Origin of the sequence: Streptomyces sp. NBC_00466, assembly GCF_041433995.1 — a bacterium.
Classification (GTDB): Bacteria; Actinomycetota; Actinomycetes; order Streptomycetales; family Streptomycetaceae; genus Streptomyces.
Genome location: NZ_CP107896.1, coordinates 3,578,284 through 3,596,586, shown reverse-complemented (window position 1 = coordinate 3,596,586; position 18,303 = coordinate 3,578,284). Strand labels below are relative to the sequence as shown.

Genomic DNA, 18,303 nt, shown 5'->3' with positions numbered 1-18,303 from the left:
GGTCGCGACCGTAGAGGCATGAAAACTTCAGCGATTGCGGTTTCAGGCCTGCGGAAGGCATACGGCGACAAAGTCGTCCTCGACGGCATCGACTTCGATGTCGCCGCCGGATCGGTCTTCTCCATGCTCGGCCCGAACGGGGCGGGCAAGACGACAACGGTGAACGTCCTGACGACGTTGATGAAAGCCGACGCCGGAACCGTGCACGTCGCCGGGCACGACGTGGTGTCCGCGACCAAGGACGTGCGCAAGCTCATCGGCGTCACCGGCCAGTTCGCAGCGGTGGACGAGCTGCTGACGGGCCGGGAGAACCTCCAGCTGATGGCGGACCTGAAGCGCGTGCGCTCCGGCGACCAGGTGGTCACGCGGCTCCTTGAGCGGTTCGACCTGGTGGAGTCGGCGCAGAAGATGGTGGCGACTTACTCCGGCGGTATGCGCCGGAAGCTGGACCTGGCGATGACGCTGGTCGGCAACCCGCAGATCATCTTCCTGGACGAGCCGACGACGGGTCTCGACCCGCGCAGCAGGCGCACGATGTGGGGGATCGTCCGCGAGCTGGTGGCCGACGGCACCACCATCTTCCTCACCACCCAGTACCTGGAGGAAGCCGACCAGCTCGCCGACCGGATCGCGGTGCTCAACCAGGGCCACCTGGTCGCCCAGGGCACCCCCGAGGAGCTCAAGCGCCAGATCCCCGGCACCCACGTCCGGCTCCGGTTCGCCGGCCGCGACGAACTCGACACGGCGGCGCGGGTCCTGGCCGGGTCCACGCGGGACGACGAGGAACTGACCCTGCGGGTGCCCAGCGACGGCGAGTCGAGGTCACTGCGGGTGCTCCTCGACCGGCTCGACGAGCACGCGCTCAACGCCGCGGAGTTCTCCGTACACACACCGGACCTCGACGACGTCTTCCTCGCCCTGACCGAGCACACCGGCACGGACACGGACACCGGCACCGGCACCGGCACGAACGCGGACACCAACACCAGCACCACTACTGAGGAGATGGCCCAGTGAGCACTGTCTCGATGCCGTTGGCCGATTCGGCGATCATGTTGCGCCGCAACCTGAAGCACACCCTGCGGAACCCCACCACGGTGTTCAACGCGGTCCTGTTCCCGATCGTGATGATGCTCATGTTCGTCAAGGTGTTCGGCGGCGCGTTCGACGTCGGCGTCGACTACATCGACTACGCGACGCCCGGGCTGCTCGTGATGGCCATCAGCTACGGGCTCGGGGCCACCGCGACAGCCGTGAACTCCGACATGACGACAGGCGTCATCAACCGGTTCAAGGTCATGGACGTCTCCCGCGGTGCCGTGCTGACCGGGCACGTCGTCGTCACCGCGGTGCGCTGCCTGGTGGCCTGCGCGGCCATCATCGGGGTGGCCTTCGCGATGGGGTTCAACCCGGAGGCGAGCGCGCTCGACTGGCTCGGCGTGATCGGTCTGATCGTGCTGCTCAGCTTCGCGGCCGGCTGGCTCACCGTCGCCCTGGGCCTGGCCGCGAAGACCGCCGAGTCGGCCGGCCTGGCCGCCGTACCGCTGATCATGCTGCCGTTCCTGAGCAGCGCGTTCGTGCCCGCCGACACCATGGGGGCGGGCGTCCGGCAGTTCGCGGAGTACCAGCCCTTCACGCCCGTCATCGAGACGCTGCGCGGTCTCATCGCCGGCCACCCGTCCGGCGGCGACGCCATCGCGGCCCTCGCCTGGTGCGTCGGGTTCCTCGTACTCGGATACGTGTGGGCGGTCTCCACGTTCAAGAAGCGAGCGTGACCTCGACCAGCTGGGACCAGCTGGTCCGCGTCCCCTCCAGAGCCGCCTCGGCGAACAGCGTGTCGCCGAGGCGGCTCCGCGCGGCCTGCTCGATCCGGGCCACGTCCGGATGAGAGCGGTCCCGCAGCCCGCGTACGCCCGTGCTCGCCGCAAGCAGCCGCGCGGCCTGCTCGGGCTCGTCGCGGCGCAGCGCCAGGTCCGCGACCCCGACGAGCACCAGCGCGATCAGCGGCACATGTCCCGCCTCGGCCGCCGCCTCGCAGGCCGCAGCCCGGTGCGCCCGGGCCTCGCCGAGGTCGTCGGTGAGGTAGCCGAGCAGGTCGTGCGCCACCGCGCGGTTGTGCGCTCGCTGCGCTTCCTCGCCCAACTTCGCTGTCGCGATGCCGAGTTGATGGCGCGCCTCCTCGGCGTTACCTCCCCACCTGGCGAGTTCCGCCCTCGCGAGGGCCAGCTCGGCCAGCGCGTCCGGCCAGGTGACCCGCTCCGCACACCGCTCCGCCTCGGCGATGGCGGCCGCGCAGGCGGCCTCGTCACCGAGCAGCCAGTACAACTGCGCCTGCCGCGAACGCATCCGGATGACGTCCTCGGTGGCGCCGACCTCGGTGACGACGGCTATCGCCTGCTCGTAGTACTCGCACGCGTCGGCGAACCGGCCGCGTACGGCGATCCGGTCCGCCAGCTCGGTCTGGGCGAACGAGATCCCGAACCGCTCGCCGAGCGCGCGGAATTCGGCGAGCGCCATCTCCAGATGCCTGTCGGCGTCCTGCCCGTCCCGGCGGTCCTGGCCGCCCTCCCCGGCCAGACCGGCCATGATCCGCATCTTGCCCAGGTGCAGCCGGGCCAGCGCGCGCACCCAGGGGTCCTCGTCGTCGAGCAGCGGCTCGAACGCCGTCAGGAACGCGTCGGGTGCCTGCAGCATCCGTTCCAGCGCGTCGACGAGCCCCAGCAGCGGATAGCGCCGGCTGCCGGTGCCACTCCGGCTGAACCGGTACGCCTGGTGGATCCACTCCGCGGCCTGGTGTTCGTCGCCACGCCCGGAGCTCACGAACAGCACGACCAGCGCGTACACCATGGCCCGGACCTCGTCGGTCACCTCGCCGGGCGTCCTGGTGGCCGCCGTGATCAGCTCGATGCCCTCGGTTCTGCGCCCGCCGAGCCACCAGTACCAGCCCGCACCCGCCGCGAGCCGCATCGCCCCCTGCGCCTCGCCCGCCGCGAGCGCGCCGCGCATCGCCGCACCGATGTTGTCGTGCTCGGCTTCGAGCGTGGCCAGCCAGTCCAGTTGCTCGGCGCGGCGCAGGTGCGGCTCCGCGGTCTCGGTGAGCTCGGTGAAGCAGGCCAAGTGCGCGTGGCGCGCCAGGTCCGACTCCCCCGCCTCCGCGAGCCGGTGCCCGGCGTACTCCTTGATCGTGCCGCTCATCCGGTAGCGCGGGGCGCTGTCGCCGTCGGCGAGCAGCAGTGACTTCTCGGTCAGCGCGGTGAGCAGTTCGAGCACCTGCTCCTGCTCGACGGCGTCCCCCGCGCAGACCCGTTCGGCCGCTTCCAGGCTCGCGCCGCCGGCGAACACCGAGAGTCTGCGCAGGACCGTCCGCTCGGCGCCGGTGAGCAGTTCCCAGCTCCAGTCGACCGCCGCGCGCAGCGTCCGGTGCCTGGGCAGCGCGGTCCGGCTGCCGCTGGTCAGCAGGCGGAACCGGTCGTCGAGCCGGTTGGCGAGCTGATCGACGGACATGGTGCGCAGACCGGCAGCGGCCAGTTCGATCGCCAGCGGCATCCCGTCCAGCGCCCGGCAGATACGTACCATCGTCGCCAGCGTGCGGGCATCGGCCACCAGGTCCCGTCGCACCGCCCCGGCCCGGTTCCGCAGCAGCTGGACGGCTGGCGAGGACTCGATCTCCCGCGGACCCGCGTCCCTCCCCGGCAGGGCCAGCGGCTCGATCTGCCACAGTGCCTCCCCGGTGATGCCGAGCGGTTCCCGGCTCGTCGCCAGGATCCGCAGCCGCCGGCACTCCCCGAGCACCCGGTGGGCGAACACCGCGGCGGACTCGATCACATGCTCGCAGTTGTCCAGGATCAGCAGGGTCTCGCGCTCGCGGATCGCGGCGATGAGCCGGTCCGTCAGCTCGGCGTTCGGGGCCCCGCCGAGCAGGGCGTCCCGCAGGCCCAGCCCGGTGAGCGTCGGCTGTGCCACGTCACCGTCCGCGCCGATGGCGGCGAGCTCCACCAGCCAGACCCCGTCCGGCATTTCGCTCAGCAGCGTGCGCGCGGACTCGGTGGCCAGCCTCGTCTTGCCCGAGCCGCCCGGCCCGATCACGGTGGTGAGCCGGTGCTCGGCGACGAGCTCACGGACCGCGGTGACATCGGCGCCCCTGCCGACGAAGGTGGTCAACTCGGCGCGCAGGTTGGTCTTACGGCTCGCGTCCTCCCCCGGCCCAGGCGCACCGCGCCCCGGCTCCCCTCGCCCCGCCGCGTCGCGCCCCGAAACGCCGCGCCCCGACTCGTTGCGCCCCACCTCGTCGCGTCCCGCCGCGTCGCGCGTCAACTCGTCGCGCCTCAACTCGCCCCGCAGCAGCGCGACGTGCAGCCCGGCCAGGTCCGGCGAGGGGCCGACGCCCAGCGCGTCGTCCAGGGCCTCCCTCGCGCGCTGGTACACCAGCAGCGCTTCGCTGTCGCGGCCGGCCGCGACGAGGGCACGCATCAGAGCGGCGACGAACCGCTCCCGCAGGGGGTGCGCGGCCACCAGGTCGGTCAGCTCCGTGACCACCTCCGCACCGCGCCCGACGGCGACCTCCGCCTCGAACCGCTCCTCCGTGGCGGTCAGGCGCAACCCGTCGAGCCGGACGACGGCGGCGTCGAACGCCTCGCTGTCCCGCAGCCCGATGTCCTGCATGGCCTCACCGCGCCACAGCTCAAGGGCCTCACGCAGCAGCCGCACCCGCCGGGAACCGTCCTCGATACGGACACGGGCCGCGCCGACGAGGCGTTCGAACCGTACGGCGTCGACCGCATCGGGCTCCACCGTCAGCCGGTAGCCGTCCCGATGCCCCTCGATCACCCCGTACGGCAGGGCCTTCCGCAGCCGGGACACCAAGCGGTGCAGGGCGTTCGCCGCGTCGGCGGGCGGGTGCTCCCCCCAGATCCAGTCGACGAGCGACGCCTTCGGCACCGCCTGCGCCGGTTTGAGCGCGAGGGCGGTCAGCACCCCGCGCAGCCGCGCACCCGGCACGTCGACCAAGGCGCCGTCGTCCGTGCGAACCTCGAAAGGACCCAGCATCCCGATCTGCACCCGCTGAGTCTGCCATGGGCCTTTACCGGGCGCCCAGTTGCTGTCGCGCAGCGGGATACCACGGGTTGGAGGCCCGTTACGCCTTCGGCGCCTGGGAGATCCGCACCATGTTGCCGGAGGGGTCACGGAACGCGCAGTCGCGCGGGCCCCAGGGCTGGTCGATGGGCTCCTGGAGCACCTCGGCGCCGGACGCCAGCATCTTCTCGAAGGTCGCGTCGACATCGTCGGAGGAGAAGACGATGTTCGGCAGGACGCCCTTGGTGAGCAGTTCCTGCAGGGCGTCGCCGTCGGCCTGGGACCGGCCGGCGTGCGGTTCCGAGATCACGATCTCAAGGCCGGGCTGGGACGGGCTGCCGAGAGTGACCCAGCGGAAGCCGCCCGACGCGACGTCGTTGCGCACCTCAAGGCCGAGCGCGTCACGGTAGAAGGTGAGGGCCTCGTCCGGGTCGTTGACGGTGATGTGGCAGTACTGGAGTGCAATGGTCATGGGGCCAACGCTAGGCGGCGGCCGCTCGGCCCGCTTCTCGAATCCTGACCGATGCGGCGCCGGGCTGTGCGGTGCCGGGCTGCTCGGTGCCCGGCTGTGCGTCGCCGGGCTGCGTGGTTCTGAGCGGTGTGGTTCTGAGCGGTGTGGTTCCGGGCGGTGTGCCCCTGACCGGCCGGGTGCGTACCTTCGCGACGCACGGGGGCATCGCCGTGACGGCACCGTGCTCGCGGGCGCGGTACGCGGTCGGTGACTCCCCCACGAGTTCGCTGAACCGCGAGCTGAACGAACCGAGCGACGTACAGCCGACCTCCATGCACGTGTCGGTCACACCCATACCGCCGCGCAGCAACGCCATCGCCCGCTCGATGCGGCGGGTCATGAGGTAGCTGTACGGCGTCTCGCCGTAGGCCGCCCGGAACTGCCGCGAGAAGTGCCCCGGCGACATGAGCGCGTGCCGGGCCATCGTCGGCACGTCGAGCGGACGCGCGTACTCCCGGTCGATCAGATCCCGGGCCCGGCGCAGCTGCACGAGGTTCTCAAGATCACGCGGTTTCATGGGTCCCAGACTACCGCCCGGCACCGACAGACCCAGGTGGATGAACCGGCGGCTGAACCACTGAAGACACCCCTGACCTGCGAGAACGCGATGTGACCCGCGGCCTCGGCTGCCGGAGTCAGCCCCCGGTGGCACGGGTCAGCCCGACAGTGGCACCGGTCAGCCCGTGGTGGCGCGGAACCGGCGCCGGTACTCCGTCGGTGTCGTGTCGAGCCGCCGGCGGAACGCCCGTACCAGGGTGTCCGTCGTGCCGAACCCGCACGTGGACACGATGCGTTCCAGGGTCGCATCGGTGGATTCGAGCTGGTTGCGCGCCACCTCGACGCGGGCCGACTCGACGTAGGCGCTCGGGGTCATGCCAAGTTCGGCCTTGAAGATCCGGGTGAGCTGCCGCTCGCCGACATGGGCGTACGCGGCGAGGTCCGCGACGGTGAGCTGTTCGCCGATGTTGCGCATGATGTGGTGGCGGAGGTCTTCCACCCGCCGTGTCGTGGAGACCGGTTCGAGGGGCACGCTGAACTGGCTCTGCCCACTCGGCCGCTTCAGATACATCACGAGCTGCCGGGCGACGCGCAGCGCCAGGGCCTCGCCGAAATCGTCGGCGACCAGGGCGAGTGCCAGGTCGAGACAGGCGCTGATTCCCGCGCCGGTCCATACGTCGCCCTCGCGGATGAAGATCGGGTCGGCGTCGACCTCGACTCCCGGGTGATCGTCGGCCAGTTGCTGCGCGGTCGACCAGTGAGTGGTGGCGCGCTTGCCGTCGAGCAGACCGGCGGCGGCGAGGAGATGAGCCCCGACACAGACGGACGTGACCCGCCGTGCCCTGGCGGCGAGCGTCCGTACCCAGCCGACCACGGCGGGGTCGGTGAGGGCGTGGACACGGCGGTCGCTGTCGAATTCGACCGCCCCTGGGACCAGAAGGGTGTCGATGCTCCGCGTGGACACCGCATGGAAGGTGATGTCGGGGAGTACGCGCACACCCGCCGATGTGGTGACGGGGTCCATGGTCTCGGCCGCGAGGACGACCTCGTAACCCGTCGCGTTGTCCGTCTCCCGTCGCACGAGGGAGAACACCTCCGGCGGTCCGGTGATGTCGAGCAGGTCGACGCCCTCGAAGAGGACGATGACGACGAGTCGTTCGAGGGCACTCATGAGGGTCTCCGCACGGTGGCGACAGCGACGCCTGGATCAGTGATGTCTGGGTCAGCGATGTCCGGGTCAGTGATGTCTGGATCTGCATGTTAGGCGACATTGCCGACACTCTCCGGCGGCCGTAGCGTTCTGGACACCGGCTCACCGAGCTGGGCGCGGTTGACCGAGCGCGCGACATCCGGCACGTGACACCCGAGGTGGTACTTCCATGGCTACGACGACCCTGCGCGAGTTGAACGGTTTCGACGAGACGCCCGCGTCACTCGCCGCAGCGACCCTGATCCTCGTCGACTACCAGAACACCTACGTCGGTGGCGTCATGGAGCTGACGGGCTGGCGGGCCGCGCTCGACTCCGCCGCCGCGCTGCTGGGGCGGGCCCGGGAGGCCGGTGCGAAGGTCATCCACGTCATCCACGACGGCGGTGCGGGCACCCCGTACGACATCCGGACGGAGACCGGGCGGATCCACCCCTCCGTGGCACCGGTCGAGGGCGAGCCCGTCGTCGTCAAGACGGCCCCGAACGCCTTCGTCGGTACCGACCTGGGCGAGCACGTCGACGCCGCAGGCCACAAGGACGTCATCATCGCCGGGTTCATGACCCACATGTGCGTGACATTCACAGCGGAGGGAGCCTTCCTGCGCGGGAACAGGCCCACCGTCGTCGCCGACGCCTGCGCGACCCGCCCCCTGCGCTCGGCAGGCACCGGAGCAGGCACCGGAGCAGGCACGGAAGTGGCCCCTGAAGCGGGCATCGAGCTGAGCGCCGACCAGATCCACCACAGCGCGCTCGCGACGATCTCCGATCTCTACGGGGTCGTCGTCGCGTCCGGGAATCGGCTGTAGCTACTACCGGGGAAGCAGCCTCCTCCAGCCGGCGGAGAAAGGACCGCCGGACCGCCCCCCGAGAGGCCCTTGCTGAGGCCGGGGACGGCCTGGCGGCATCTCGGGCCGCGCAACGGGGGTACGGGCGTCCGTGTCCTCAGTCGACGTCCCAGTGGCCTGTGAGCCGCTTTCGACGGGTACCGAAACATGGCCTGAGCTGCACTTATGTCGGACAATGGAGGAGTTCGCCTCTCACTTCCCCCTCGCTTCCCGCCTCGCTCCCCGACAGGAGTATGTCCTTGTCCGCGACCCCCGTGCCGCAGCCGGCCGCCGTCAACAGCCACCGGTCCGCGTCGCCGCTGCATGACCTGGTGTACGGCCACATCCACGCCTCCGCGCTGCGTGCCGTCGTCGTCCACCGCATCCCCGACCGTCTGGCCGATGCTCCGCTCACCGCGGAGCAACTGGCTGCGGACGCAGGCATTCAGGCCGGGCCGCTGCACCGCGTGCTGCGGCTGCTCGCCGTGCGCGGGATCTTCCAGCAGGACGCCGGCGGTGCCTTCGCCCTCACATCCGCCGGGCACTCCCTGCGTACGGATATGCCCGGTTCCCAGAGGGACGCGGTGCTGCTGTTCACCGACCCGATGTTCCGCCGCTCCGCCGAGAGCCTGGAAGACACCCTGCGCACCGGCGCCCCCGGCTTCGACAGCGCCTACGGGCTGCCGCTGTTCGACCACCTCAGCAGCCACCCGGACGACAGCCGGCTCTTCGACACCGCCATGTCCTCGCTCACCTCCGGCGTGAACGAGCAGATCGCCGACAGCTACCCCTTCCCCGGCACCGGCCGGATCGTGGACGTCGCCGGCGGCCGAGGCGGTCTGCTGCGGGCCGTGCTCACACGGCACCCCGGCCTGACCGGTCTCCTCTTCGACCGGCCCGAAACGGTCACCGACCACCTTCTGGGCACTGCCGAGTTGGCGGACCGCTGGCAGACGGAGGGCGGGGACATCTTCACCGCTGTTCCCGCGAGCGGCGACCTCTACCTGCTCAAGAACATCCTTCACGACTGGCCGGACGAGGACTGCCTGCGCATCCTCACCAGCATCCGCCGTGCCGCGGCCACGGGCACGAAACTGCTGGTGATCGACGCGGTCCTGCCCGACGACGGAACCCCGCACCCCGCCATCGCCCTGGACATCGTCATGCTGATGACCCTCCGGGGGCGCGAACGCACCCACGCCGAGTTCGAGCGCCTTCTCAGCGGCGCGGGCTTCCGCATCAACCGCACCGTGCGGACCCCGGCGCTGACCTCCATCATCGAAGCCGAGGCGGTCTGACACACGCCCCCTGCACGCACTGGCACGGCACGCACCGGCACCGCAACGCCCCTGGAAGCGCTCGAGAGCGCAGAGCCCAGAGACGTGAGCCCTGAGCCCTGAGCCCATATAAGGCCCTGAGCCCTGAAGACCGCCCGGATGAGCCCTAGGAGAGCGGCAGCCGGTACTGCCACCAGCGTTCGTTGATCCGCAGCTTGGCCGACTTGAGCGCCGCGCCCAGCACCTCATCATCCAGTTCGCGGACCCGGAAGGACTCCACCGAGGGGTGGTCCTCGCGGATCTGCTCGACGAAGTCCGCCACCAGGGAGCCCAGTTCGGGTGCGTCGACGCCATGGTGGGCGACCCTCTCGACGTACACCTCGGGGCCCGCGACCACAGTCGCGATCCGGGCCGCCGTGCGTCCGTCGGCCGTCAGCAGTTCCAGGCCCTGCCACCCCGTGCCCCTGGGCGCCCGGCGGGTCCGTACGACGGGCAGGCCGTCGGGGCGCTGCCAGCGGGCCAGCGCCGAGACGCCCCACTTCCGGCCCAACTCCCGGTGGATGGAGGCCTCCAGCTCGGCCGCCGCGCGGGCATCCAGTTCCGCACCGGTGTCGCCCCGGTCCAGCCAGTCCAGCGCGCGGAATCCCGCCGTGCGGGCCGCGTGGGCCGCCGCACGGAAGAGGGCGACCAGGACGGCTTCCTCGTCACCGGTACCGTCCGGCTCGGCGACACTGCCCTGCACGATGCGCTCGCGCTCCCGGGTGACCAGCAGCCACTCGACGGTCGCCGCGTCCGGATCCCGGCCGGTGAACACGGGGGCCCACCCGAGCAGTGCGCCATCGCCCGAGCGGGCGGTCGCGACGCCCAGTGTCCCGGGGTGCGGGCGGCTCCCACCGGGCGCCGGGGTACCGGCGGGCAGCCCGGCGCACAGCTCCTGCCACAACAGGTGCTCCGCCCGGGGCGCCCGGTCGAACTCCACCACGATGTCCAATGTCGTCCCCACTCACGCAGCCAAATCTCACGCATCCAGAACTCACGCAGCCGAACTCAGGCAGCCCGCCTCACACCTCACACGGCCGGACTCGACTCGCACAGCCAACAGGTGGCCGTCCCCGGCACCCGCAACCGGCCGCTGCCGCTGCCTGCTCAACCATGGTCCTCAATATGCGCCATAGCTGCTCCCGGGGGTGCACCCGGCCCCTGGGAAGGAGCCGTGAGTCCGGCGGGCAGCTCACCCGGCAGTGCACCGGGCCCAGCCGGGAGACCGCCCGGGTCAGCACCACACACAGCCGATGCCCTCCCGCAGCTGCGCGAATCCCCGCTCCGCCTCGGCCACCGCGTCGGCGTAGACCTGGTCGGCACTCTCGCCGGCCGCGATCCGCCGCCAGTTCTCCATGGCCAGAATGCGCTGCACGGCGACGATCTGCCCGGCCGCCAGCCGCGCCCCGAGCAGGCCACCCGGCCCGCCGCGCCGCTCCTCCGGCGCCTCCCCCCGGGAAGCCCCCTCCGCCGTCTCGTCCCGGGAAGCCCCCTCCGCCGCCTCGTCCCCCGCCGCCTCGTCCGCCGCCGCGAGGGCCTCCGTCAGCGCGTCCTCCGTGCGGCTGGTGTACGCGTAGATCCGGGCGACCAGGGCGGGTGTCCCGTACAGCAGCCGGTGGAAGGCCAGCACCTCGTCCGCGTCGTTGAGCCCGGTCACCGGGTCGCGCCGGTCGAGCCCGTCGATGAAGTGCTGCCGCAGCGCGTCGAGCGGTGGCCGCCCCGCGGGCCGCCCCGCCACCACATCGGCCGCCTCCCGCTCGTGGTCGGCGAACCGGTGCAGGACCAGGTCCTCCTTGGCCGGGAAGTACCGGAAGAGCGTCGGCTTGGAGATCCCGGCCGCTGCCGCCACCTCCGCCACCGGCACCGCGTCGTACCCCTTCTCCAGGAAGAGCCGGATCGCGGCGTTGGAGATCGCCCAGTACCTCCGCTGCCGGTTGTGCTCGCGCAAGCCCATCTCGCCGCTCATGACGGATGAGCGTACGCAACGAACGGGGCCGCCCACCGGGCATGATCCAAACGGAAGGCCCTACCGGCCCCACAGGATGTCCAGGACCGGCTCCCAGGTGTTGAGCACCAGGTCGGCGCCCGCCGAGGCGAGTTCGTCGACGGCCGCGTCGTTCGTGGCGTAGCCGAGGAACGGCAGGCCGACCTCCTGGGCCGCCCGCAGGTCCGGCACCGAGTCGCCGACCACCAGTGTCGTCGCCCGGTCCGCGCCCAGCCCCGTCAGCGCCTGCTCCAGGGTGTGGGGGTGCGGCTTGAGCAGTTGGGTGTCCGCCGCCGCCCGGCCGTGGATGTGCTGCCCGAAGCACTCGGCGAGGCCCCGGCCCGTCACGTACTCGCGTACCGCCCGGGACGAGTGGTTCGTGGTGACCGCCAGCCGGCCGCCGGTCGCCGACCAGGTGCGGACGACGCCGTCCGCGTACATCGTGGGCCACGCCCCGGCGACGGCGCGCTGCTCGTGGCGCGTCAGCCACTCCTCCAGGTCGGCCACGAGATCACTGTCCGGGTGCAGCTCCCCGACCGTACGCAGGATGTCGAGCGGAGCGGCGAGCCCGCCGAGGTCCGCGTCCGGGGCGAGCGCGGTGATCCCGCGCTCCTCCAGGAAGGTCCGCATCCCGTCGGAAGCGGCCCGCTCGGCGCTCGGGCCGAACAGCCGGCAGAGCGGGCCGTCGAAACCGAACAGCACAAAGCGCGTCGTGGTGATCCGGTCTCGGAGGTTCTCACGGATCACGGATACCGCCTGCTCGCTTCTCGTCGTGCCGGCCAGGTCAGCCGGGTTGGCTGTGCCCACCGGATCAGCTGTGTCAGCCGGAATAGCTGTGCCAGTCGTGCTGGCCGTGCCGGTCATGTCGGCCGTGTCAGTCGTGTTGGCCGTGTCAGTCGCGTCTGAAGTCACTCGGACAGGCTCCCCAGGTCCGGACCCTTCGCAGTCCTGACTGCATCGAACCACTTCTGCGGCTCTTCCACCACGTTCCGCTTTCTCTGCGGAATTCCCGGTGGATTCCCCGGTGGATTTCCCTGGGGACTCCTCTGGGGATTCTTCTGCGAACGCTGCTGTCCGTAGGTCAAGACGCCAGTCTCCGCCTGGCCGTTCCACATCCGGGGGACATCCCTCTCGTTCCGCTGCCACACCGCACACGCCGCAGCGATCCGTTCCACATCCGGCACCCTGCGCGACCCGAGCGGCCCCCGCGCGGCGGCGAGCAGTACGAGGATCCGCTCCGCGGTCGCCGTGAGCTCCGCCGGGCCCGCCCGGTGCGGCAGGGCCAGCGTCAGCCGGATCACATCGATGTATACGGAGAGCAGCCGCTCGAAGTCCAGATAGACCCGCAGTGCGCCCCGATGGCCGCTCAGCGCGCCGGGGCAGCTCACCGCGACCGCGGACCGCCACGCCCGGAGCGCGGCCCTCCGCCGGCCGCCGGTGGCGTACCGCATCCGTCCGAGATGGGCGGCGATCTCGTAGACCGGGTCGCCGTACAGCGCCAACTCCCAGTCGATCAGCGAGAGTTCCCCACCCGGCCCGACGATCAGGTTCCCGGCGTGGGCGTCCGTGTGCAGCAGCGTGAACGGCCGCTCGCCCAGCCCCGCCGCCCGCTCCCGCAGCCTCCCGAGCGCACCGTCCGCCACCCCGAGCGCGGCGAACAGCTCCTGATGGGCCCGGCTGCTGCGGCCCTTGACCTCGGACTCGGTGAAGTCGACGAGCGTACGCAGAAACCCGCCGCAGTCCCCGTCCCCCGGCCAGCCGCCGGGCAGCGGCGGCAGCGCGTGGAACGGGACGGCGGCCGTCTGCCGGAAGAGCGCCTCCAGTTGCGCCGCGTAACCGCGCCCGGGGCGCCGCCCGGCCCCGTCCCGGCCGGACAGCGGCACGCCCTGCGCGAAGGAGTGCACGGTGAAGCCCGGCCGGTCGGCGAGTACCCGCGGGCTGCCGTCCACCCGTCCCGCGATGGCGCGGAGCAGTTCGCCCTCCGGCCAGATCCGCAGATTGAACTGGACCGCTTCGGGGATGGGCGCGCGCACCTTCACCGGCGTACCGGCGGGGAGCGCCACCGCGTCGGCGAGGTCGGGCGGCAGCCCCACCCGGTAGTTCCGGTGGTAGTAGCCGCTGAGGGGCTCCCCCTCGGCGGCGGCTCGGTACAGCAGGTCCCAGCTGTCGGCCGTGCGGCCGGAGGCGCCGCGGGCTACATCAGGCATGCGGCTCCTGCGCTCTCGTGACCGGAAGCTCGCCGGCGGGCCGTCCCTGGCCGCTGCCCACCTTCATACCCAAGGCTACCGATGACCTCAAACCCCCGACCATGAAAGGGAGTTGTGCCAACAGCGGCTTCCCGGCCGCACCTTCACCGGGCGCCACCGCCCGGCTACTCCCCGGCTACTCCCCGACCGCCTCCGTCATGGCGGCCAGATCGGCCACGAAGTACTCCGCGCCCGCGTCGCCGAGCCGCAGCAGCTTCGCGGACCCGGGGCCGTACCCCACGAACGGGACACCGGTCGAGGCGGCGGCAAGAGCGTCGGCGGGCGAGTCCCCGATCATCAGCCCGTCGGCGGCGGCCGTACCGGTCTCCGCCAGCAGCCGTTCCAGGCAGTACGGATGCGGTTTCATCAGCCGCGGGTCGTCGTGCCGCCCCACGACCGCGCCGAAGTACTGCTCGATTCCGTGCAGTTCCAGATAGGCGCGGGCGGCGGCCTCGCTGTTGTTGGTCGCGATGACCAGCTGCTTGCCGACCGCCAGCAGCCTTTCCATCAGGTCGAACGCGCCGGGCGTGGGCTCCGCGGTGGCCGCCGCCTCCGTCTCCAGCTCCTCCAGCCGCTTGCGCAGGACGGAGACCAGCCCGTCCGGGTCGCCGGGGAAGGCGTCGTGCGCACGCCGGAGCACCGCGAGGGGATCGTGCGGCTCGTCAGGTTCCGACCAGTGCGGCAGCTTCAAGGCCGCCAAGGCTCGCAGTTCGGCGGCGATGGCGGGGGCACGCAGCCCGGCGAAGAGCCCGCAGACCGGCCCGTCGAAGTCCCAGAGGACCAGCGAGGCGCGGGAGACCAGCGCCCGCAGCCCGGGGACGGGGGTGGGTGCGGGAATACGGGTGGAGATGGAACTGGAAGTGGAAGTGGAAGTGGAAGTGGAAGTGGAAGTGGAAGTGGAAGTGGAGGAAGGCAGCACGTCAGTCGCCGAAATCCGCATCTTGGGCCAGCTGGTCCCAGTAGGAGTCGAAGAATTTCTGCGCCGCTTCCACCTTCAGTGCCTGTCCGGGCTTGGTGTACGGGAAGAGCGTCGCGCCCACACCGAGCGAGTCGAGGATGGTGACCTCCACGCCGTCGATGGGCTCAGGTGTCCACTGCTCCAGGGTGTAGTAGCCCTCCAGCAGCTGGTCCTTGTTCAGCAGGTACAACTTCAGCGGCGGGGTGAAGGGCACGGTCCGGATCTGTACGGAGACCTCGGGGACCAGTCCCTGGTGGCGCAGCCGCAGCAGCGAGTGGCGCAGCGACCTGGCGTGGTTGATCACCATGTCGCGGTGGCGCTTGCGCGGCCGGTCGTCGTCGGGGTCCTCGACCCCCCGCGGGAAGGCGAGCCGTATCCCGGTGATGTCGGGGAGCATCAGCCGCAGCGCGATGCTCTGCGGGCGGATCTCGCCGTCGCTGATCCGGGCGACCTGTGCGCCGAGGTGCTGGGCCATCGTCTCGGAGGTCAGCGAGAGCACGTCCATCGTGATCTGCTCGGCCTCGAAGGCGGCCCGCAGCCGGGGCTGGAGGGTGACCTGCGCGGGCTGCGCGGACGGTACGGAGTGCGCGGCGGAGGCCGAAGCGGAACCACCGGTCACGGTCGCGGGGCGGCCCCGGCTGGACGAGATCAGCCCCTCGGCCCTGAGTACGTCGAGTGCCCGGCCGACGGTCTCGCGCGAAACCCCGTAGGCGGCCTGGAGTTCACGCTGCGAAGGCAGCTGTCGGCCCGCCCGGTGGACTCCGTCGGCGATCTCGGTCCGCAGGTCGTCCGCGATGACCTGGAACTTCCTGCCGTCTGTGCTGCCTGCGTCACGTGTGGCCACCACCCCACCGTACAACTGCCGGGCACCTCAGCGTAATTGACGGGACCAAACAGTCAGGGTCACTTTTCCGGCCAACCAACCAGGCCAGTCACCAGACAAGTTTACGGATATGTAACCAGCGGGCATACCAGCGTCAGGCCAACCAGGCCAACTTGTCTGGTACTTGACTGCAAGAACCTCTCCACGGGGCATACGAGCCGTACAACGGTGTGCAGGCAACTGGTGCTCCCCACCATCCCGAAGGAGGGAACCCCATGCCTACCGCAGCTCTCCTGGTCGCAGGACTCGGATTCATCATCGAGCAGACCGTTCAGTCCGCGTTCGGAATCGCAGGTCTCGTCGGCTTCGGCATGCTCACCGTCGGCGTGAAGGCAGGCAGCGTCCCGTGCAGTTGTCTGGGCGCCTTCATGCTCTTCATCCAGGTGAAAGCGCTGATCGGCTGAGGGGGAACAAGGCCCCCAGAAGCCGGGAGACTCCAGAAGCCGGTAGACCCCAGAAGCCGGGAAACTCCAAGAAGCCGGTAGACCCTAGAAGCCGTCCGGGCACCACGGCCGGACCGCCGTACGGAACAGCGCCTCGGTGACGGCGACCGCACCAGCCGTCTCCTCCGAGATCCGGCCCAGCGCGGCGAGCCGGACCGCCGAGGCGTCGCCCAGATACAACGCCCCCAACTCGCCCGCGTCCAGCGTGACATCGGCCACCTGGGAGGTCGGCGCACACACCGCGCCGTCGGGCGATGCGTCCAGCCGGTAGCGGCCTGCCGAGAGCCCGTCGTGGTCCCGGACCTCCAGGACCAGGGTGCCGGACGCCTCGTACGTACGGGCCTCCAGTGCCCGTACGACATCGAGCAGCCGGATCCAGAGATAGTCCGCCTGCTGGGTGATCCGGGCCGCGCGCGGGTCGGGCAGCAGCGACGGCAGCAGATCGTCCGGGCCCCGGTGCTCGGCCTTCACCGTGGTGACCCAGTCGACCGAGCAGAGGAAGTGCCACAGGGCGCGCTCGGCGGCCGGGGACACGGCGATCAGGTCCTGCACGTTCGCGGTGTTGAGCGGCTGCTTGGCCGCGCCCCAGTGGTCGTCGGCGGTGTACACGAGCAGGCCGTCGATCTCGCCCCGGGGCGAGCGGTAGACCGCGTAGAAGGGTTCGGTCCACGGCTGGCCCGGCACCTGGTCCAGACCCGTACGGACCGCCCACCAGCGCTCGTTCCTGTTGATCGCGCCGGGGTGCGACTGCCGGAAGCGGGCGTGCAGTTCGGGGCCGAGCTTCCGTACGTCCGCACCGTCGACCAGATCGATCCGGCCGCCGCACTCCGGGCGGGCCCAGCGCGGATCGAGTCCGGCGCGCGGCACGTCGACCGTCCAGTCGGTGGCGCAGGCGGCCGGGCCGAAGCCGAACCGGCCGTAGATCGGGTACTCGGCGGCGATCAGCGTGGCCAGCGCCTCCCCGCGCTCCTTCGCCGCCGCCAGGTCCACCGCCATCATCCGGCTGAGCAGGCCGCGCCTGCGGTGCGTCGGGGTGACCGTGACGTTGCTGACCGCGTCGGACGGGAGCGAGGCCCCGCCGACGACGCTGATCTCCTGCGCGAAGGTCCGGAAGGTCGCCACACAGCGCCCGCCGTCGAACGCCCCCTGGGTGCGCGCCAGATCGGTGTGCGGGCGGCGGCTGCGCACCTCCTCGTCGGAGACCGCCGGCGGCTGGAGGAAGCCGGTGTGACAGGCGCGGAGCCAGTCGGGGTACTCGGACTCGGAGACCGTGTGGATGTCAACTGCCATGGTGGCCACGGTAAGTACCCGCCCTTCGGACTGTCGCGCGAATTTCAGGACCGGCGCCCGCTGCTCGCCGCTCTCGGACCGCCGCCGGACCGCCGTCTTCAGACCACCGCGCGGATTTCGCCGACCTTCGCGGTGCCGCCGAGCAGCGGCGCGTCCGCCAGCCTGGCCAGCACCGGGCTCTCCACGCCCATCCGCTCCAGGGTCCGCGCCAGCACCGGACCGAGCACCCGCGTCCCGCCGTCGTCGACCTTGAAGGCGAGCGCCCGGCCGTCGGGGAGCGCCAGCGCCTGGACCGCCTCCGCGCCCATCTTGGAGAGCGCACCCGGCAGCGCCCGCATCACCCAGGTGTCGGGCCTGCGGGTCCCCGCGACGTACTCGGGGTGGGCGCGCATCGCGTCCGCGACCCGGCGCTCCGGCGACCCCTCGGGGGCCAGCACGAACGTACGGAACGCACGGGCCAGGCCCACCAGGCTGATCGCCATCAGCGGCGCCCCGCACCCGTCCGTACCGACCGAGGCCACCCGCTCGCCCGCCGCCTCCTCGATCACCGTCAGCACCAGCCGCTGGAGCGGGTGGGAGGGGTCGAGGTAGGAGTCGGTGGGCCAGCCGTTCAGCGCGCAGACGGCCAGCATCGCGGTGTGCTTGCCCGAGCAGTTCATGGTGACCCGCTCGCGCTCGTGGCCCGCGGCGAGGTATCCCTCGGCCTCGACCGGGTCCAGCGGCAGATCGGCCGGGCACTGGAGATCGCTCTCGTGCAGCCCGAACTCACCGAGCATCTTCTGCACGAGCGCCCGCTGGAACTCCTCGCCCGAGTGGCTCGCCGAGGCCAGCGCCAGCCGCTCGCCCGAGAGGTCGAGCCCGGCCCGCAGCACGGCGGCCGCCTGCATCGGCTTGTTGCTGGAGCGGGGGAAGACGGGCAGCGACGGGTCGCCGAGCGCGAAATCGACGCTCCCGTCGGCCGCGAGCACCACCAGCGAGCCCCGGTGCCGGCCTTCCACGAAGCCGGAACGTACGACCTCGGCAAGGACCGGGGATACAGGGGCGGGGGTGCTGGCGGTCATTCGTCGG

General features: G+C 71.3%; 17 protein-coding genes. 5 read left to right on the top strand and 12 right to left on the bottom strand.

Going from position 1 to position 18,303, the window contains the following annotated elements; translation table 11 throughout:
• Positions 1-18: 18 nt before the first annotated feature.
• Together OG210_RS16020 and OG210_RS16015 are read left to right on the top strand one after the other, a co-directional pair.
• On the top strand, positions 19-1,017 hold the full coding sequence (locus OG210_RS16020; RefSeq protein WP_371537190.1) for an ATP-binding cassette domain-containing protein: 999 nt from the start codon (positions 19-21) through the stop codon (positions 1,015-1,017).
• Positions 1,014-1,775, top strand: a complete 762-nt coding sequence (locus tag OG210_RS16015) for an ABC transporter permease (RefSeq protein ID WP_328328429.1) — start codon at positions 1,014-1,016, stop codon at positions 1,773-1,775. The genes OG210_RS16020 and OG210_RS16015 overlap by 4 nt, the downstream gene beginning before the upstream one ends.
• Here the strand turns inward: OG210_RS16015 and OG210_RS16010 are convergent.
• The 4 genes from OG210_RS16010 to OG210_RS15995 all read right to left on the bottom strand — a co-directional run bounded on the left by OG210_RS16010 (position 1,759) and on the right by OG210_RS15995 (position 7,253).
• Positions 1,759-5,058: a BTAD domain-containing putative transcriptional regulator gene (locus OG210_RS16010; protein WP_371537185.1), complete on the bottom strand. Its 3,300-nt coding sequence runs from the start codon at positions 5,056-5,058 to the stop codon at positions 1,759-1,761. The genes OG210_RS16015 and OG210_RS16010 overlap by 17 nt on opposite strands.
• A gap of 76 nt (positions 5,059-5,134) precedes the next feature.
• Positions 5,135-5,545 (bottom strand): VOC family protein, encoded by a 411-nt coding sequence (locus OG210_RS16005; protein ID WP_328328434.1) that lies wholly within the window; start codon positions 5,543-5,545, stop codon positions 5,135-5,137.
• Between the two features lie 10 nt (positions 5,546-5,555).
• Entirely contained in the window at positions 5,556-6,101 is a 546-nt protein-coding gene (locus OG210_RS16000) for a helix-turn-helix transcriptional regulator (RefSeq protein ID WP_371537181.1), read from the bottom strand.
• 159 nt (positions 6,102-6,260) lie between these two features.
• On the bottom strand, positions 6,261-7,253 hold the full coding sequence (locus tag OG210_RS15995; protein WP_328328438.1) for a DJ-1/PfpI family protein: 993 nt from the start codon (positions 7,251-7,253) through the stop codon (positions 6,261-6,263).
• A gap of 208 nt (positions 7,254-7,461) precedes the next feature.
• On the opposite strand from OG210_RS15995, the gene OG210_RS15990 reads away from it, so the two are divergent.
• Positions 7,462-8,097, top strand: a complete 636-nt coding sequence (locus OG210_RS15990) for a cysteine hydrolase family protein (protein ID WP_328328440.1) — start codon at positions 7,462-7,464, stop codon at positions 8,095-8,097.
• Positions 8,098-8,375: 278 nt separating this feature from the next.
• A complete protein-coding gene (locus tag OG210_RS15985; RefSeq protein WP_371537177.1) occupies positions 8,376-9,413 on the top strand; it encodes a methyltransferase in 1,038 nt (345 codons plus the stop codon).
• Between the two features lie 145 nt (positions 9,414-9,558).
• On the opposite strand, the gene OG210_RS15980 is transcribed toward OG210_RS15985, so the two are convergent.
• The 6 genes from OG210_RS15980 to OG210_RS15955 all read right to left on the bottom strand — a co-directional run bounded on the left by OG210_RS15980 (position 9,559) and on the right by OG210_RS15955 (position 15,463).
• On the bottom strand, positions 9,559-10,395 hold the full coding sequence (locus OG210_RS15980) for a hypothetical protein (protein ID WP_328328444.1): 837 nt from the start codon (positions 10,393-10,395) through the stop codon (positions 9,559-9,561).
• A 270-nt stretch (positions 10,396-10,665) separates the two neighbouring features.
• Complete coding sequence (locus tag OG210_RS15975; protein WP_371537173.1) at positions 10,666-11,397, bottom strand: TetR/AcrR family transcriptional regulator; 732 nt, start codon at positions 11,395-11,397, stop codon at positions 10,666-10,668.
• A gap of 60 nt (positions 11,398-11,457) precedes the next feature.
• On the bottom strand, positions 11,458-12,162 hold the full coding sequence (locus OG210_RS15970) for an HAD hydrolase-like protein (protein WP_328328448.1): 705 nt from the start codon (positions 12,160-12,162) through the stop codon (positions 11,458-11,460).
• 161 nt (positions 12,163-12,323) lie between these two features.
• Positions 12,324-13,622, bottom strand: coding sequence for an aminoglycoside phosphotransferase family protein (locus OG210_RS15965; RefSeq protein WP_328328450.1), 1,299 nt, complete (start codon positions 13,620-13,622; stop codon positions 12,324-12,326).
• 175 nt (positions 13,623-13,797) lie between these two features.
• Positions 13,798-14,580, bottom strand: coding sequence for an HAD family hydrolase (locus OG210_RS15960; protein ID WP_371537169.1), 783 nt, complete (start codon positions 14,578-14,580; stop codon positions 13,798-13,800).
• Position 14,581: 1 nt separating this feature from the next.
• On the bottom strand, positions 14,582-15,463 hold the full coding sequence (locus OG210_RS15955; protein WP_328328454.1) for a winged helix-turn-helix domain-containing protein: 882 nt from the start codon (positions 15,461-15,463) through the stop codon (positions 14,582-14,584).
• Positions 15,464-15,717: 254 nt separating this feature from the next.
• On the opposite strand from OG210_RS15955, the gene OG210_RS15950 reads away from it, so the two are divergent.
• Positions 15,718-15,906, top strand: a complete 189-nt coding sequence (locus OG210_RS15950) for a hypothetical protein (protein ID WP_328328455.1) — start codon at positions 15,718-15,720, stop codon at positions 15,904-15,906.
• 84 nt (positions 15,907-15,990) lie between these two features.
• Here the strand turns inward: OG210_RS15950 and OG210_RS15945 are convergent, their stop codons facing one another.
• Positions 15,991-17,235 carry a GNAT family N-acetyltransferase gene (locus tag OG210_RS15945; RefSeq protein WP_328328457.1) on the bottom strand — a complete coding sequence of 415 codons (1,245 nt, stop codon included), beginning with the start codon at positions 17,233-17,235 and terminating at the stop codon, positions 15,991-15,993.
• A 98-nt stretch (positions 17,236-17,333) separates the two neighbouring features.
• Positions 17,334-18,296: an asparaginase gene (locus OG210_RS15940; protein ID WP_328328459.1), complete on the bottom strand. Its 963-nt coding sequence runs from the start codon at positions 18,294-18,296 to the stop codon at positions 17,334-17,336.
• Positions 18,297-18,303: the final 7 nt, after the last annotated feature.

Excerpts from the sequence above, each read along its gene's own strand:
- OG210_RS15965 (WP_328328450.1), bottom strand. The coding sequence starts at position 13,622 with ATGCCTGATGTAGCCCGCGGCGCCTCCGGCCGCACGGCCGACAGCTGG.
- OG210_RS15940 (WP_328328459.1), bottom strand. The coding sequence starts at position 18,296 with ATGACCGCCAGCACCCCCGCCCCTGTATCCCCGGTCCTTGCCGAGGTC.
- OG210_RS16000 (WP_371537181.1), bottom strand. The coding sequence starts at position 6,101 with ATGAAACCGCGTGATCTTGAGAACCTCGTGCAGCTGCGCCGGGCCCGG.
- OG210_RS15950 (WP_328328455.1), top strand. The coding sequence starts at position 15,718 with ATGCCTACCGCAGCTCTCCTGGTCGCAGGACTCGGATTCATCATCGAG.
- OG210_RS16020 (WP_371537190.1), top strand. The coding sequence starts at position 19 with ATGAAAACTTCAGCGATTGCGGTTTCAGGCCTGCGGAAGGCATACGGC.
- OG210_RS15990 (WP_328328440.1), top strand. The coding sequence starts at position 7,462 with ATGGCTACGACGACCCTGCGCGAGTTGAACGGTTTCGACGAGACGCCC.
- OG210_RS15945 (WP_328328457.1), bottom strand. The coding sequence starts at position 17,235 with ATGGCAGTTGACATCCACACGGTCTCCGAGTCCGAGTACCCCGACTGG.
- OG210_RS15975 (WP_371537173.1), bottom strand. The coding sequence starts at position 11,397 with ATGAGCGGCGAGATGGGCTTGCGCGAGCACAACCGGCAGCGGAGGTAC.
- OG210_RS16005 (WP_328328434.1), bottom strand. The coding sequence starts at position 5,545 with ATGACCATTGCACTCCAGTACTGCCACATCACCGTCAACGACCCGGAC.
- OG210_RS15995 (WP_328328438.1), bottom strand. The coding sequence starts at position 7,253 with ATGAGTGCCCTCGAACGACTCGTCGTCATCGTCCTCTTCGAGGGCGTC.